Annotated in this window: 19 protein-coding genes; 15 read left to right on the top strand and 4 right to left on the bottom strand. The window is 70.1% G+C overall.

What is annotated here, in order from left to right; translation table 11 throughout:
• Positions 1-20 precede the first annotated feature (20 nt).
• From FDZ84_RS02505 to FDZ84_RS02450, 11 genes are all read left to right on the top strand, one after another.
• The gene (locus FDZ84_RS02505) at positions 21-479 is read left to right on the top strand and encodes a nucleoside deaminase (protein ID WP_168584533.1); all 459 of its coding nucleotides are present in this window, start codon (positions 21-23) and stop codon (positions 477-479) included.
• Between the two features lie 178 nt (positions 480-657).
• Entirely contained in the window at positions 658-1,065 is a 408-nt protein-coding gene (locus tag FDZ84_RS02500; protein WP_168584532.1) for an OsmC family protein, read from the top strand.
• A 105-nt stretch (positions 1,066-1,170) separates the two neighbouring features.
• Entirely contained in the window at positions 1,171-2,565 is a 1,395-nt protein-coding gene (locus FDZ84_RS02495) for an amino acid permease (protein ID WP_168584531.1), read from the top strand.
• A 139-nt stretch (positions 2,566-2,704) separates the two neighbouring features.
• Positions 2,705-3,385: a ribulose-phosphate 3-epimerase gene (gene rpe / locus FDZ84_RS02490; protein ID WP_168584530.1), complete on the top strand. Its 681-nt coding sequence runs from the start codon at positions 2,705-2,707 to the stop codon at positions 3,383-3,385.
• Positions 3,386-3,460: 75 nt separating this feature from the next.
• Complete coding sequence (ribD, locus tag FDZ84_RS02485) at positions 3,461-4,483, top strand: bifunctional diaminohydroxyphosphoribosylaminopyrimidine deaminase/5-amino-6-(5-phosphoribosylamino)uracil reductase RibD (protein ID WP_168584529.1); 1,023 nt, start codon at positions 3,461-3,463, stop codon at positions 4,481-4,483.
• 23 nt (positions 4,484-4,506) lie between these two features.
• Positions 4,507-5,154 (top strand): riboflavin synthase, encoded by a 648-nt coding sequence (locus FDZ84_RS02480; protein WP_168584528.1) that lies wholly within the window; start codon positions 4,507-4,509, stop codon positions 5,152-5,154.
• Entirely contained in the window at positions 5,154-6,452 is a 1,299-nt protein-coding gene (locus tag FDZ84_RS02475; protein ID WP_168584527.1) for a bifunctional 3,4-dihydroxy-2-butanone-4-phosphate synthase/GTP cyclohydrolase II, read from the top strand. Before FDZ84_RS02480 ends, FDZ84_RS02475 begins: the two co-directional genes overlap by 1 nt.
• Positions 6,449-6,946: a 6,7-dimethyl-8-ribityllumazine synthase gene (ribH, locus tag FDZ84_RS02470; RefSeq protein ID WP_168584526.1), complete on the top strand. Its 498-nt coding sequence runs from the start codon at positions 6,449-6,451 to the stop codon at positions 6,944-6,946. Before FDZ84_RS02475 ends, ribH begins: the two co-directional genes overlap by 4 nt.
• A 41-nt stretch (positions 6,947-6,987) precedes the next feature.
• A complete protein-coding gene (locus FDZ84_RS02465; protein ID WP_371812759.1) occupies positions 6,988-7,389 on the top strand; it encodes a PH domain-containing protein in 402 nt (133 codons plus the stop codon).
• 289 nt (positions 7,390-7,678) lie between these two features.
• On the top strand, positions 7,679-8,038 hold the full coding sequence (locus FDZ84_RS37610; protein ID WP_210435831.1) for a hypothetical protein: 360 nt from the start codon (positions 7,679-7,681) through the stop codon (positions 8,036-8,038).
• Positions 8,029-8,187, top strand: a complete 159-nt coding sequence (locus FDZ84_RS02450) for a hypothetical protein (protein ID WP_168584075.1) — start codon at positions 8,029-8,031, stop codon at positions 8,185-8,187. The genes FDZ84_RS37610 and FDZ84_RS02450 overlap by 10 nt, the downstream gene beginning before the upstream one ends.
• Positions 8,188-8,303: 116 nt before the next feature.
• Here the strand turns inward: FDZ84_RS02450 and FDZ84_RS02445 are convergent, their stop codons facing one another.
• The gene (locus FDZ84_RS02445) at positions 8,304-8,678 is read right to left on the bottom strand and encodes an FKBP-type peptidyl-prolyl cis-trans isomerase (protein WP_168584524.1); all 375 of its coding nucleotides are present in this window, start codon (positions 8,676-8,678) and stop codon (positions 8,304-8,306) included.
• Between FDZ84_RS02445 and FDZ84_RS02440 the strand changes: the two genes are divergently transcribed.
• Positions 8,679-9,074 (top strand): aminotransferase class IV, encoded by a 396-nt coding sequence (locus FDZ84_RS02440; protein WP_246868742.1) that lies wholly within the window; start codon positions 8,679-8,681, stop codon positions 9,072-9,074.
• 169 nt (positions 9,075-9,243) lie between these two features.
• Positions 9,244-9,612, top strand: coding sequence for a hypothetical protein (locus FDZ84_RS02435; RefSeq protein WP_168584523.1), 369 nt, complete (start codon positions 9,244-9,246; stop codon positions 9,610-9,612).
• 481 nt (positions 9,613-10,093) lie between these two features.
• On the opposite strand, the gene FDZ84_RS02430 is transcribed toward FDZ84_RS02435, so the two are convergent.
• A complete protein-coding gene (locus tag FDZ84_RS02430; RefSeq protein ID WP_168584522.1) occupies positions 10,094-11,251 on the bottom strand; it encodes an MFS transporter in 1,158 nt (385 codons plus the stop codon).
• Positions 11,244-11,999 (bottom strand): DeoR/GlpR family DNA-binding transcription regulator, encoded by a 756-nt coding sequence (locus FDZ84_RS02425; protein ID WP_168584521.1) that lies wholly within the window; start codon positions 11,997-11,999, stop codon positions 11,244-11,246. Before FDZ84_RS02425 ends, FDZ84_RS02430 begins: the two co-directional genes overlap by 8 nt.
• A 135-nt stretch (positions 12,000-12,134) precedes the next feature.
• Between FDZ84_RS02425 and FDZ84_RS02420 the strand changes: the two genes are divergently transcribed.
• Positions 12,135-13,157: a dihydroorotate dehydrogenase gene (locus tag FDZ84_RS02420; RefSeq protein WP_246868741.1), complete on the top strand. Its 1,023-nt coding sequence runs from the start codon at positions 12,135-12,137 to the stop codon at positions 13,155-13,157.
• A 506-nt stretch (positions 13,158-13,663) separates the two neighbouring features.
• Positions 13,664-14,743: a glycoside hydrolase family 172 protein gene (locus FDZ84_RS02415; protein ID WP_168584520.1), complete on the top strand. Its 1,080-nt coding sequence runs from the start codon at positions 13,664-13,666 to the stop codon at positions 14,741-14,743.
• On the opposite strand, the gene FDZ84_RS02410 is transcribed toward FDZ84_RS02415, so the two are convergent.
• Entirely contained in the window at positions 14,715-15,059 is a 345-nt protein-coding gene (locus FDZ84_RS02410) for a hypothetical protein (RefSeq protein WP_210435399.1), read from the bottom strand. The two genes, FDZ84_RS02415 and FDZ84_RS02410, sit on opposite strands and share 29 nt — an antisense overlap.
• Positions 15,060-15,125: the final 66 nt, after the last annotated feature.

The raw sequence follows: 15,125 nt of genomic DNA, 5'->3' as shown, positions 1-15,125 counted from the left end.
TTGGTGATGGAGGGCGAGCAGTGTCCGAAGTGGACTACTGGCGTTGGTTGGCCGTTGCGGCCGACGAGGCGAAGGCGGGGCTCGCCGAGGGCGGAATTCCCATCGGTGCCGCGCTGATCGGTGCTGACGGGCTAGTGCTCGGGAGCGGCCACAACCGCCGGGTGCAGGACGACGACCCGTCGGTGCACGGCGAGACGGCGGCCTTCCGCAACGCCGGACGGCAGCGCACCTACGCCGGGACCACGATGGTGACCACGCTGTCGCCCTGCTGGTACTGCAGCGGATTGGTGCGCCAGTTCGGGATCGGGCGGGTCGTCATCGGCGAGGCCCGGAACTTCCACGGCGGCCACGACTGGCTGGCCGGGAACGGCGTCGAGGTCGTGCTCCTCGACGACCCCGAGTGCACCCGGCTGATGGCCGACTTCATCGAGGCCAACCCCCGCCTCTGGTACGAGGACATCGGCGAGGACGCGCAGTGACCACGGCAGCCCGGAGACGATCAGGTCGCGCGGCGATAACAGCGGTGCAACCCTTCCTCGGGCGTAGTGGTCATGACCTCAGTCCTGATTGGAACAACGGGGCCGCCGAAATGGTTAACGTTTCACGGTTCCGCACCGAGGCTGGACCGGCAACTGCAACCGACGTCAGGTGGTACGAATGTCTTCCACTCCGGTCGAAGTGACCCGGACCGGTCAGCACACATTCACCGCGACCAACCCGCGCGGCGGCGAGGTGACGATCGGCCGCGAGGACGCTCCCGACGCCTTCACCCCCGGCGAGCTGCTGCTCGCCGCCATCGCCGCCTGCTCCGCGGTCACCAGCGAGAACCTGCTGGTCCGGCGGCTCGGCGAGGACGCGAAGGTGACGGTGCACGCCGACCGGACCAAGGTCCCGGAGGACAAGCACAAGTTCGCGTCCGTCCAGGTCAGCTTCGACGTCGATCTCAGCGGGGTCGAAGACCACGGCAAGCTCGTCGACGCCATGCAGCGCGCCATCGAGAAGTACTGCACCGTCAGCCGCTCGGTCGCGGAGGGCACCCCGATCGAGCTGTCGCTCCCGCGCTGACTGCACTACGAGTGTGCAAATGGGCGATCCCAGAACCGGGATCGCGTCGTAAGGTGCTCGTCGCGCACCGACACCTGGTGCGCGACGAATGGGAGGCACAGGACAGTGGCACAGGAGACCGCACCGGCACGGCAGACCGGGTTGCGCAGGGACCTCTCCGGACGTCAGGTCGGCATGATCGCCATCGGCGGCGCCATCGGCACCGGGCTGTTCCTCGGCTCCGGCCTGGCGATCTCGATCGCCGGGCCGGCAGTGATCATCGCCTACGCGGTGGCCGCGTTCGCCGCGCTGACGCTGGCCTACGCGCTGGCCGAGATGATCGTGGTGCACCCCGAGGCCGGTGGGTTCGGGGCGGTCATCCAGCGCTACCTCGGCGGGCTCGCGGGTTTCGTGTCCCGCTGGATCTACTGGGCCGCGCAGGTGGTCAACATCGGCAGCGAGGTCATCGCGGCGGGGCTCTACCTGCAGTTCTGGTACCCGCAGCTGCCGCTCTGGATGCCGGTGGTGGGCTTCTCGGTACTGATGCTGGCGATCAACATCGCAGCGGTGCGCTTCTTCGGCGAGTTCGAGTACTGGTTCGCCATGATCAAGGTCGTCACGATCGTGGTGTTCGTGGTGCTCGGCGTCGTCTACATCGTCTTCGGCCTGCCCGGCCAGCAGCCCGTCGGCGTCGGCGCGCTGACCGAGCACGGCGGGTTCCTGCCCAATGGCATCGGCGCGGTGTGGCTGGCGCTGACCGTCGTCACGTTCTCGTACCTGGGCACCGAGGCGGTCTCGATGACCGCGGCCGAATCCCGGAACCCCGGCCGGGACGTGCCGCGGGCGGCGCGCCGGATGGTGCTCCGGCTGGGGCTGTTCTACGTGCTCGGCATGCTGGTGGTCGTCTCGATCCTGCCGTGGAACGAGGCGTCCTCCTCCGGCGAAGTCACGGAGAGTCCGTTCGTGCGGCTGTTCAGCCTGGTGGGCATCCCTGCCGCGGCCGGGATCATGAACTTCGTGGTGCTCACCGCGGCGCTGTCGGCGATGAACACCAACCTGTACCTCACCGCGCGGATGACCCACTCGCTCGCCCTGGACGGTTACGCGCCGAAGTGGTTCGCGGAGGTCAGCGCGAACGGGGTGCCGCGCCGGGCTCTGGTGCTTTCCGCGGTCGGGTTGGCGCTGGCCGCGTCGCTGTCGGTGTTCGCCGAGGACACCGCGTTCCCGATGCTGCTGGGTCTGGCGCTGTTCGGCGCTCTCGTGGTGTGGTTGATGATCTTCGCCACCCAGTTGGTGTTCCGGCGTCGGCGGGCCCTGGAGGGCCTGCCCCCCTCGCCGGTGCAGCTGCCGGGGGCGCCGGTGACCACGGTGCTGGCGATGCTGTTCGTCGCGGCCGTGCTGCTGACCACGCCGTTCACCGAGCAGTTCAACACCGCATGGAAGGCGGGCGTGCCGTTCCTGTTGATCCTCTGCGCGGCGTACTACATCATCCGCCGCCGGACCCCCGCGGGAACCGAGTGAGCGAGGGGCGCCCGCGCCCCGGTTGCTCGGTCGCGGGTGCCCCTCACCCTTGGGCCGATCGGGTGAGGATCGGAGCGCTAGGGCGCTCCGGGAGGCGCGAGACCTGGGATTTACACTCGCGCATGTGTCGAACCAGCCGATGATCGCGCCCTCCATCCTTTCCGCCGATTTCGCCCGCCTCGCCGATGAGATGGCCGCCGTGAACGGCGCCCCCGGCCAGCGCGCCGACTGGCTGCACGTGGACGTGATGGACGCGCACTTCGTGCCCAACCTGACCCTGGGGCTGCCGGTGGTCGAGTCGCTGCTGAAGGCGACCGACATCCCGATCGACTGCCACCTGATGATCGAGGACCCGGACCGCTGGGCCATCGGCTACGCGGAGGCTGGTGCCCACAACGTCACGGTGCACGTGGAAGCCGCCAAGGACCCGATCGCCATCGCCAAGGACCTTCGCGCCGCCGGCGCGAAGGCGGGCCTGTCGGTCAAGCCGAACACCCCGCTGGACCCGTACGTCGAGGTGCTCAAGCACTACGACACGCTGCTGGTGATGTCGGTGGAGCCGGGCTTCGGCGGCCAGAGTTTCATGGCCGAGGTGCTGGACAAGGCCCGCAAGGCGCGCGAGCTGGTCGACACCGGCCACCTCAACCTGCTGGTGGAGATCGACGGCGGCATCAACGCCGACACCATCGAGCAGGCGGCGGAGGCCGGGGTGGACTGCTTCGTGGCGGGCTCGGCGGTGTACAACGCCGACGACCCGGCCAAGGCGGTCGAGGCGCTGCGCGCCAAGGCGGCCCCCAACTTCGCCCACGCGCGCCAATGACCACGTTCCCCCGCAATTTCCATTGAAATCGAAGGTTCGATTTCCATTGAAATTGCGGGGATGGGAGGGGGAGCGATGGTCGCTCGTGCCGAGGAGCAGGCGATGCGCACCGCGATCGCGGCGAGCGAGCAGGTGCGCGGCACGACCAGCCCCAACCCGCCGGTGGGTTGCGTGGTGCTGGATGCCGGCGGCGAGGTTGCCGGCGTCGGTGCGACGCGGCCGCCGGGCGGGCCGCACGCGGAAGTCGTCGCGCTGCGTGCGGCGGGGGAGCGCGCCGCCGGTGGCACCGCCGTGGTCACGCTGGAACCCTGCTCGCACACCGGCCGGACACCACCGTGCACGGATGCCCTGCGGGCGGCCGGGATCGTGCGCGTGGTGCACGCGGTTTCCGATCCCAATCCGCAGGCCGCCGGCGGCGCAGACGTGCTGCGCGCCGCGGGCATCGACGTCCATAGTGGACTTCTGGCCGGTGAGGTGGAGCGGGGGCCGTTGCGGGCCTGGCTGCACTCCGCCCGCACCGGGCGGCCGCACGTGACCTGGAAGTACGCGGCCACATTGGACGGTCGCTCGGCTGCGGCCGACGGCACCAGCAAGTGGATCAGCTCCGCCGAGTCCCGGGCCGAGGTGCACCGGATGCGCGCGCAGATGGACGCGATCGTCGCGGGCACCGGCACGGTCCTCGCCGACGACCCGCACCTGACCGCCCGCGCGCCGGACGGCACGCTGCCGGCCCGGCAGCCGCTGCGCGTCGTCGTCGGCGACCGCGAGATCCCGCGCGGTGCAAAGGTCTTCGACGACGCGGCGGAAACGATCCAGCTGCCCGGCGGCGACCCGGCCGCGGTGCTCGCCGCCCTCGCCGACCGCGGCATCGTCGACGTCCTGCTGGAAGGCGGCCCGCGGCTGGCCGGGGCGTTCGTGGCGGCGGGGTGCCTGGACCGGGTGCTCGCCTACATCGCCCCGCTGCTGCTCGGAGCCGGACCGGCCGCCCTCGGCGAAGCGGGAGTGGGAAGCATCTCGGAGGCATGGCGGTTGCATGTCGAAGAGACGACTATGAGTGGCCCGGACGTGCGGGTCAGCGCGGTCCCGCTGGACCGCTGACCAGTATTGCTAGGAGGCAGCAGGTGTTCACCGGGATCGTCGAGGAGCTCGGCACCATCGAAGCGGTCGAACCGTTGGCCGACGGCAGCCGGTTGACCATCGCGGGGCCGGTGGTGACCGAAGATGCCAAGCACGGCGATTCGATCGCGGTCAACGGCGTCTGCCTCACCGTGGTGACGGTGGGAGACGGTCGGTTCACCGTGGACGTGGTGGCCGAAACGCTGCGCCGCTCCTCGATGCAGGGCATCGCGCCGGGCGACCGGGTCAACCTGGAGCGCGCGATGGCGCTCGGCGACCGGCTCGGCGGGCACATCGTGCAGGGCCACGTCGACGGCACCGCGGTGCTGCGCGGCACCGACGCCGACGGGCTCACCCGCTTCGACCTGCCGCAACGCCTGTCCCGGTACCTGGTGGAAAAGGGCTCGATCACCGTCGACGGGGTGTCGCTGACGGTGGTGGACGCCGGCGAAACCGGGTTCAGCATCGCGCTGATTCCCACCACCAAGGAGCTGACCACGCTGGGTCGGCGCGAGCCGGGTGACGAAGTGAACATCGAGGTGGATGTGCTGGCCAAGCACCTGGAACGGCTCGCCGCAGCGCAACTGGTCCACCAGGACCATGGTGCGCAGGCCCGTTCGGGGGACAATGGCGGCGTCAGGGAGACGCGGTGATGAACCCCGAGGACGAGGTTGCGAACACGGTGAGCACGAACAAGTTCGACAGCATCGAGCGCGCGTTGGCCGACATCGTGGCCGGGCGCCCGGTGGTGGTGGTCGACGACGAGGACCGCGAGAACGAAGGCGACCTGATCTTCGCCGCGGAGAAGGCGACGCCCGAGTTGGTGGCGTTCATGGTCCGCTACACCTCCGGCTACATCTGCGTCGGTCTCCCCGGCGAGGACTGCGACCGCCTCGACCTCCCCCCGATGTACTACTGGAACCAGGACCGCAAGGGCACGGCCTACACGGTCACGGTCGACGCCGCCGAGGGCGTGAGCACCGGAATCTCCGCCGCCGACCGCGCGAAGACGCTGCGCGTGCTGGCCGAGGAGGCGTCGACCGCCAAGGACCTCACCCGGCCCGGCCACGTCGTGCCGCTGCGCGCCCGCGACGGCGGCGTGCTGCGCCGCCCCGGGCACACCGAAGCCGCGGTTGACCTCTCCCGCCTCGCCGGGCTGCGCCCCGCCGGTGCGCTGTGCGAGATCGTCAGCCAGAAGTCCGAGGGCGACATGGCCCGCCGCGACGAGCTGGAGGTCTTCGCCGAGGAGCACGACCTGGCGCTGATCACCATCGCCGATCTGATCTCCTACCGCCGCCGCTTCGAGAAGCAGGTGGTGCGCGTCGCCGAGGCCCGCATCCCTACCGGGCACGGCACGTTCCGCACCTTCGGCTACGACAGCACCATCGACGGCATCGAGCACCTGGCCCTGGTCTACGGCGAGATCGGCGACGGCGAGGACATCCTGGTGCGGGTGCACTCCGAATGCCTGACCGGCGACGTGCTCGGCTCGCTGCGCTGCGACTGCGGCCCGCAGCTGGACGCGGCGATGGCCAAGGTCGCCGAGGCCGGTCGCGGCGTGGTCCTCTACATGCGCGGCCACGAGGGCCGAGGCATCGGGCTGATCCACAAGTTGCAGGCCTACCAGTTGCAGGACGACGGCGCGGACACCGTGGACGCCAACGTCGCGCTGGGCATGCCGGTCGACAGCCGCGACTACGGGCAGGGCGCGCAGATCCTGTGCGACCTGGGCGTGAAGTCGATGCGGCTGCTCACCAACAACCCGGCCAAGCGCGTCGGGCTGGAGGGCTACGGGCTGCGGATCGTGGACCGCGTGCCGCTGCCGATCCGCCCGAACCCGGAGAACATCCGCTACTTGCGCACCAAGCGCGACCGGATGGGCCACGTGCTGGACAATCTCGACGATGGCGAAGACTCCTCGATCAATGGCGAGACTGGAGTTACGGCATGAGTGGCGAGGGACGGCCGCGGATCAGCGTGCCGAAAGCGGGCGACCTGAGGTTGGGCATCGCCGCGATCCGCTGGCACGAGCGGCTAGTCGAGCAGATGCTTTCCCGCGCCCTGGCGGCGGCGAAGGAGGCGGGCATCGCAGAGCCGACCGTGGTGCGGGTGCCCGGCTCGATCGAGCTCCCGGTGGTCTGCCAGCAGCTGGCGCACCAGCACGACGCGGTGGTCGCGCTCGGCGCGGTGATCCGCGGCGGCACCCCGCACTTCGAGTACGTCTGCGACTCGGTCACCCAGGGCCTGACCCGGGTGGCGCTGGACGAGTCGACGGCCATCGGCAACGGCGTGCTGACCTGCGACACCATGCGGCAGGCCGAGGAGCGGGCCGGGTTCGACGACTCGGTGGAGGACAAGGGCTTCGAGGCGACCGCGGCGGCGCTGGAGACGGCACTGGTGCTGCGGGAGCTGCGCGGCTGGGACGGAGAGCGAGGATTCCTGTGAGTGCGGAGCGGGTGGAGGTCCGGCCGCGGAAGGTGCGGCGGGTGGCTATCCCGATCGCGGTTGCGTTGGTGCTGGTGTTCGCGGTCGCCGGCGTGCTGCTGCGGAACACCCCGACCGGCGCGTTCTTCTCGGTGTCCGACCAGGTGTCGATGGTGCTGCTGGGCGTGCTGCTGGGTGCCGGCGTGCTGCTGCTGACCCGGCCCCGGTTGCGCGCGGACGCCGACGGCGTGGAGGTCCGCAACATCATCGGCACCCAGCGCTACTCGTGGCCGCTGGTGCAGGCCTTCAGCTTCCCGGACGGCGCCTCGTGGGCCCGGCTGGAGCTGCCGGAGGACGAGTATGTGCCGATCATGGCGATCCAGGCCGCCGACGGCGAGCAGGCGATCACCGCGATGCGCCGGCTCCGCGAACTCCGCCGCCAGGCCGGTTCCGCCGCCAACTGACGATCGACTTCGAAAGCTCCCGGTTCCGGGTGGAATCGGGAGCTTCTGCCTTCAGTCCGCCGACGCGGCGTCCTGGGTGGCGCGCAGGGCCGAGCGGAGGCGGTTGCGGGCACCGAGGAGGTGCCCGCGGAGGTTCGTCACCGCCGCTTCCTCCTGACCGGTTCGGGCCAGCCGCAGCAGGTCGGAGTGAGCTTCGGCGGCCGGGTGCAGGTCGACGTCCTGGGCGTCGGTTCTCCGCGACCAGATCCGCGACGATCGCCTCGGTTTCGGCGTCCGGGTGGGCGACCGGGTGGGCGACCGCCATCCGGGATTCCCCGGCGGGCAGCCCGCGAAGGCGCTGGGCGCACTTGATCCGCCCGATGCTCGGCCCCAGCGCGGCCACCACGCGATCGGCCTTCTCCTGCACCGCCTGGGTTTCCGCGGTGCCGCCGCGCCCGGCCCGGACGGCTTCGCCCAGCGCCAGAAACACTTCGGGGAGCGCGGCGGCGCAACCCGACACGACACCGGTACCGCCTGCCGCCAGCACGTCGGCCAGCTCCCGGTCGCTGCCGCTGTAGCCTCGAAGCCCTCCGGTGCCGCCGCGACGTGTTCGCGCACCTGCCGGGATGCGGAGCCGCTGAGCTGCTTTCGGTTCCGCTGGTGGCGTTGACGATCGCGACGCTCGGGTGGCGGTGGGCGTTCACCGGTCTGACCAGCTCGTTCGTGCTACCACTGCTGATCGTCGGAGAAGTGGCGCTGACCGGTGCGGCGGTCTACGCGTTCCCGCTACCGCCGGTCCGCCGCCTCCGCATGGGCTGACCGGCTGCGGCCCGCGACACACGAGGTGGCGATTTCGCGCGAAATCGGCGTTTGCCACGCCTGGCAAGTGGCGATTTCGCGCGAAATCGCCAGCCCCCGCTCGCGGGCCGCGGTCGTCAGCTGGCCGCGACCAGGTCGCAGACGAAGACCAGTGTCTCGCCGGGCTTGATGACGTTGCCGGCACCGCGGTCGCCGTAGGCGAGGTGCGGCGGGATGGTGAGCTTGCGGCGGCCGCCGACCTTCATGCCCTGCAGGCCCGTGTCCCAGCCCGCGATGACCTGGCCCTTGCCGAGCTGCACGCGCAGCGGCTGGCCGCGGTTCCAGCTCGCGTCGAACTCCGCGCCGGTGCTGTGCGAGACACCCACGTAGTGGACGTCCACCACGGTGCCTTCCACGGCCTGCTGGCCGTCGCCGACCGTGATGTCCTCGATCTGCAGGTCGGCCGGGGGGTTCCCGGTCGGCCGCTCGACCTTCGGCTTCTCGATGCTCACGTGCGTTCTCCTCGATCGGTGGTGCGCAGCGTCGTGCAAGGCTGCCGGTGGATTCTCTCGAACAACCCGGAGCGGACCGCACGCGCCCGACCCGAAGCCGCACCGATGAGCGAATGCGCCGAGTCCGGCCAGGGCATCACCCAGGACTCGGTCGCCGCGCTGGCCGCCGACCTGGGCGTGACTGTGCGGCGGGTGAACCTGCTGCGCTCAGACCTCTACGCGGCCGACGAGATGTTCCTCTGCGGCACCGCGGCCGAGGTCACCCCGGTGCGTTCGGTCGACAACCGCGAGATCGGCGAGCCCGGCCCGGTGACGCGCAAGATCCAGGACGCCTTCACCGCCGCGGTGACCGGCGCCGACGAGCGCTACCGGCACTGGCTGACCCATGTCGGCTGAGCACGGCACGCCCTGTGCGACGCAGCGGTGTCTGCGGCCAGGTGAGCCGCCGCGCGGGTCTCCTGAAGTCTTGACGCTGGTTTTGTAACGGTGTTTTATAACGGCGTTGTGAGACTTAAGGGGGCTTCATGCAGGTGTTGTCGTTGAGTGCGCCCAGCCAGCGGGCGTCGTGCTGCTGACCATCGTGACCATCGAGTTCGGCGGCTGGTTCCTGACCAAGATCGTGCGCGGCCAGGTGCCGATGACCGAGTTTCAGCGCAACTTCGCCCGCGCCGGGCACGCGCACGCGGGCGTGCTCGTCACGCTCGCCCTGGTGTGCCTGGTGCTGGCGGACGCCACGCAGCTGACGGGCGCGCTCGGCTGGGTCGCCCGGCTCGGCGTGCCGGTTGCGGCGGTGCTGATGTCGTTGGGTTTCTTCGTGTCTTCGGCGGGCCGCGACGTGCACCGGCCGAACGGGCTGATCGCGCTGCTGTGGCTCGGCGCGCTGTCGCTGGCCGCCGGCGTCGTGACGCTCGGGATCGGCCTGCTGGTGGCCTGAACCTGCCGTCATAGGGCGTCATAGGGCGTCAATAGGGCGGTCTTATCCGCGGGCCCGCAAACCCGTATTGGACCGGTCGGGGCGCCGCCGCCGAGGATGGCCGAGGCGGACAGGAGCCGTGAGCGAAGGATTTCCTGGCGTACTGAGACGAGTTCTGGCGCGTAAGCGATCACTGCCGACTACCAGAGGAAAGCCTCGTCGAGCAGACCCTGGAGCTGATGAACCGCGGAGCCCGGCTCGGCCACGGCTCGGCCCCCGACGCTTCGAGGTCCGCAATTTCCATTGAAATTGCGGAAGTTGTCCACACCCTTCGGCGTGTCGTGGCTCGACACGCCGAAGGTCCGCAATTTCCATTGAAATTGGACCTTCGATTTCAATGGAAATTGGACCTTCGATTTCAATGGAAATTGCGGACTGACTGGCGGTTGGTACCTCTCCGGTACGGTTTCATGAATACCCCGGTTTCAGTTGAAACTGGGGCTCAGCGGGGGCGGAGTGCCCGGGCGGAGAGGGCGACGAAGATCGCCAGGAGCGCCGGGACCGCCAGGCCGATGGTCAGGTCCGTCCAGCTGGAGATCAGGCCGATCGCCACCGGACCCGCGAGCAGGCCGCCGTAGCCGAGCGTGCTGACCTGCGCAAGATCCCGGCCGCTGCGGCTGGGATCGCGGTTGCCCGCCGCGTTGAATACCTGCGGGATGATGCACGACAGGCCGATGCCGAACAGGGCGAACCCGATGATCGCCGCCACCGGGTGCTGCAGCAGCAGCGCACCGCCCAGGCCGACGCCCGCGACCGCGCCGCAGCCCCGCACCAGCACGACCGGCCCGAGCCGGGCGACCAGGAAGTCGCCGAGGAAGCGGAAGGTGGCCATCATCGCGGAGAAAACCGCGTAGCCGGTCGCCGCGACCGCCGGGCTGGTCAGCAGCACGTCGTGCAGGTACAGCGGCGACCAGTCCGCCATCGAGCCCTCGCCCAGCGAGCAGAAGAACGCCAGCACGCCCAGGAACACGATCCCCGGCGAAATCCCGCGTTGCCGCACCGAACTGCCGGGAACGCGCTCCTCCGGCGGCAGCAGGCCGCGCCGCGCGATCACCGACACCACGCCCAGCGCGGCCGCGACGAGCGCGAAATGCGCGCCCACACCGATTTCCGCGTGCGCCGCGAGCGCGCCGACTCCGGCGCCGAGCAGGCCGCCGACGCTGAACATCGCGTGGAAGGTGCTCACGATCGGCCGCCCGTATCGCCGCTGTACCTGCAGCGAGTGGGTGTTCATGGCCACGTCGACGGTCCCGTGCCCGACGCCGAACACCAGCAGCCCGATCACCAGCACCGGCAGGCTTCCCGCGAAGCCGGGCAGCAGCAGGCTCGCCGCCATCGCGATCCCGGCCGGGCCCAGCACCCGCGCGCTGCCGAGGCGGTCGGACAGGTGCCCGACGACCTGCATCGCCAGCACCGAACCCGCCGCGACCGCGAACAGTGCCAGGGTCACCTGCGCGTCGTCCAGCCCCAGGTCCTGCTTGATCGCCGGGATCCGCGCGGTCCAGGTGCCCAGCGCCGCTCCGGTGATCACGAAGTAGACCGTGACGGCCCAGCGGGCCTGCCGGGGGACCGCGACGGTCTTCTCGGTGGTCTCAGACAACGCGCACCTCCACGCCCGCCGCCGCCAGTTCCGCGCGCGCGTCCGCCGGGGCGGACCGGTCGGTGACGACCACGTCGAGATCGGTGATCGGGCAGACGAATCCCAGGCCGGTGCGGGCGAACTTCGCGCCGTGGCAGACCGCGACGACGCGCTGGGCGCCGGATACCGCGGCTTGCTTCACCGGCACCTCTTCGAGGTCGTGCGCGGTCAGGCCGTGCTTCGCGGACAGGCCGCAGACGCCGAGGATCGCGGTGTCCACCCGCAGCGCGCGCAGCGAGGCCTCGGTGAGGTGGCCGGTGAACGACAGCTCGCCCGGCTTCGCCCGCCCGCCCGGCATCAGCAGGTCGACCTGCGACGCGTTGCTCAGCGCGTTCGCCGAGTGCAGGTCGAGCGGGATCGCGGTGATCCGGCGGTGGGCGAGCCGCTTGGCGACCTCCAGCGTCGTCGTGCCGGAGTCGATGATCACCGACTCGCAGTCCGCGATCAGCTCCTCGACGGCGACGGCCAGCCGCCCCTTGAGCTCCGCCTCGTCGCGCTCGCGGACCGGGAACGGCGCGGAGTGCCCGCGCAGGAAGCTCACCGCGCCGCCGCGGACCCGGCGCAGAACCCCCTGCTCGGCGAGTTGGTCGAGGTCGCGGCGGATGGTCATCTCCGACGACCGGGTCGCCTCGGCCAGCTCCGCGACGGTCACCCGCTCCGCTTGCCGCAACCGCTCGATGATCAGCAACGTGCGTTCCGAACTTTCCACGTGTTCTATCGAACAAGATTCATGTTCAACTGGCAACCCTTCGCGCGATCTGAACGTGCGAACCCGGGGCCGTGCACCGCTCCCGGTGAGGGACAATGGAGTCGATGGCGTGGAGACGTCGGGTAGGAGGAGATCGTGAGCGTGGCCCAGGAGCGCAACCTTCGGTTGGTGCGAGACGTCCCGTCCGAGCTCGGCGTGCGGCTCGGCGACATCAGACTGCGCAACCGCCTGGTGACCTCGTCCAGCCTGCTCGGCTATGGCGTGGCCAACACCAAGCTGGTGCCCTACGGCATGAGCCCGATCTCGCAGTTCGTGCCGCTGGCCCGGTTCGGCGCGGTCACCACCCGCACGGTCACCGTCGAACCCCGCGAGGGGCACTTCACCACCCGCGACGTGTGGCCGCTGCACGAGCTGCCCTCGCTGATCAAGCGCTACGGGCAGGCGCTGCGGCAGGTCGACGGCGGCTGGCTCAACGCCTTCGGCTGGTGCAACGTCGGCATCGACGCCTACCTGCGCGACTACTACCCGCGCACCCGCGAGCAGAACACCATCATCTCCGTCGGCGGCTTCTCCGCCGAGGAGTTCGTCACGCTGGTCGACAAGGTCAACGCCGCGGTGCCGGTGGGCGAGATCGCCGCGGTCGAGTTCAACGTCTCCTGCCACAACGTCAACTTCGACTTCAACCAGATCATCGAATCGGTGCTGGCCGAGGCGGTGCCGCGCAGCAACCACCCGGTGATCCTGAAGCTGTCGCCGGACTACGACTACCTGGGCCACGCCCGGCTGGCCGCCCGGCACGGGGTGTCGGCGCTGACCGCGATCAACACCGTCAAGGGCCTGCGGCTCGACCCGAACACCGGGCAGCCGCTGCTGAAGAACGGCTTCGGCGGGCTTTCCGGCCGCGCGATCAAGCCGATCGGCCTGCGCGTTGTCAAGGAACTGCGCGACGCCGGGGTGACGCTGCCGATCATCGCCACCGGCGGCATCCGCAGCTTCGACGACTGCCGCGAGTACTTCTGGGCCGGCGCCGACGCGGTCAGCCTGGGCAGCGCCAGCTGGTTCGCCAGCTACCCGGGCTACGCCCTGTCCCCGCTGTACGCGGCCCGGATCTGGAACCTGCTGCGCCGCATCGAGAACTACACGCCCCCGGAGCGCTGACCGCCGCGTTGCTCGCATCGGGTGCTGGCCCTCGTCGGCCTCGTCGTGCTCGGCGTGGCGGCGGGGATCTGCTGGGGCCGACCGAAAGGCGCCGCACCGCAACGGAATCCGGCCGCCGGAGCCACGGGAGAGCCGGACGGCCCGGATCCCTACGGCCCGCTCGGCGGGGCCGACTGGCGGGGCCGACTGGCGGCAGATGCTGGCCGAACGGGGCTGCGACCCGGACCCCGGACTGCCCAAGCGGACTGCTCCCGGTGGCCGTGATGCTGGACGGCGACGAACTCACCGCCGAATCGTGGAGCTGGCGGGAATCCGACGACCACTACCGCCCGAGCCTCTTCGTCATCGACAGATTTCCACTGGCAGGAAGGCGCTTTCGCGCCGGTATCGCGGGAAGTCCAAGAAGCGCCCTGAATCCGTGCGGCGATCGGTGAACACGCCCGTCCTGCCGCCACTGCGTGGTAGAACTTGATCAGGAGCATAGTCGCTACCACTGGGGAGGAATCGTGTCCGGATACGGGGAATTCGGCAGCAGCCTGCGGGATCTGCCCAGGCTACGGCAAACTCGGCGCGGCCGGGTCTCCAGCTGGGACCGCACCGGCGGCAACACCGACAACATGCGCGTCGAGCCGGGCGAGACCAGGGAGCTGGCCGACATCGCCGGACCCGGCGTGATCACCCACATCTGGTGCACCGTCGCCGTCGACCACGTGGGCAAACCGGCCGAGCTGGAAGGCGACTACCTGCGCCGGCTCGTCCTGAAGATCACCTGGGACGACTCGCCGCACCCGGCCGTGCTGGTGCCGCTGGGGGACTTCTTCGGCATGGGGCACGGTCGCAGCGGCAACTTCGCGTCCGCGCCGCTGCAGATGAGCCCGCAGGACGGCAAGGGCTTCAACTGCTGGTTCGCGATGCCCTTCGCCGGGCGCGCCAGGTTCGAGCTGATCAGCGAGATGAGCGTCAAACCGGTGACGTTCTACTACTACGTCGACTACGAGACCTACGGCGAGGCCGACCCGGAGCTGGGCTACTTCCATGCGCAGTGGCGGCGGCAGAACCCCACCGACGGCGTCGAGCAGGGCGACCAGAGCAACGAGGAGTTCCTCTTCGGCGGCACCAACACCGACGGCGCGGGCAACTACGTGCTGCTGGAGGCCGAGGGTCGCGGGCACTACGTCGGAACGGTGCTCAACGTGCACAACCTCCGCCAGACCACCGACTGGAACTGGTACGGCGAGGGCGATGACATGTTCTTCATCGACGGCGAGCCCTGGCCGCCGCGGCTGCACGGCACCGGCACCGAGGACTACTTCAACACCGCGTGGTGCCCGACCCAGCAGTACCAGGCGCCCTACCACGGGCTGACCATGCCGGGCGGACCGAACTGGAGCGGGCAGGTGTCCTACTACCGCTTCCACGTCGAAGACCCGGTGGTGTTCGAGAAGTCCATCAAGGCGACCATCGAGCACGGGCACGCCAACAAGCGCTCCGACGACGTCTCGTCGGTCGCCTACTGGTACCAGACGCTCCCGGCGCTACCGGTGACCCTCGCGCCGGTCACCGACCGCCTCGTCCGCCCCTTGTAGCGGCTGTTTCCAAGCTGGTGGGCCAAGCGACCGTCGGCGCGCTGTGCTCGGTGATGCCCCACTCCGGCACCGGTTCCCACACCGGCGGCAGATCCGTGAGCAGCGTGTCCGACAGGATGTCCGCGCGGGTCGCGGAGTGTCCGATGAGGACAGTCGAGTCGGGCGGCAGGGCGTTGCCGTGCGTGTGGTCGCCGTGCAGGTGGGTGTTCACCGCGAACCGGATCGGCGCGTCCCCGCCCGCGGCGCGCACCGCGTCCAGGAACCGGCGGGTGCGCTGCGCGGTCGCGCAGGTGTCGACTGCGTTCTCGTCGTTCACGGCTGACCTCCCGGCAAGGTGCGGATCCCGGCTATGAGCGATCACCGAGAGCCCCACCCAGTGGGC

The sequence above is a fragment of the Saccharopolyspora sp. ASAGF58 genome (assembly GCF_012277335.1).
Lineage (GTDB): Bacteria > Actinomycetota > Actinomycetes > Mycobacteriales > Pseudonocardiaceae > Saccharopolyspora > Saccharopolyspora hattusasensis.
This window is presented reverse-complemented; position numbering and strand designations above follow the sequence as displayed.

Excerpts from the sequence above, each read along its gene's own strand:
- FDZ84_RS02500 (WP_168584532.1), top strand. The coding sequence starts at position 658 with ATGTCTTCCACTCCGGTCGAAGTGACCCGGACCGGTCAGCACACATTC.
- rpe (WP_168584530.1), top strand. The coding sequence starts at position 2,705 with ATGATCGCGCCCTCCATCCTTTCCGCCGATTTCGCCCGCCTCGCCGAT.
- ribD (WP_168584529.1), top strand. The coding sequence starts at position 3,461 with ATGGTCGCTCGTGCCGAGGAGCAGGCGATGCGCACCGCGATCGCGGCG.
- FDZ84_RS02475 (WP_168584527.1), top strand. The coding sequence starts at position 5,154 with ATGAACCCCGAGGACGAGGTTGCGAACACGGTGAGCACGAACAAGTTC.
- ribH (WP_168584526.1), top strand. The coding sequence starts at position 6,449 with ATGAGTGGCGAGGGACGGCCGCGGATCAGCGTGCCGAAAGCGGGCGAC.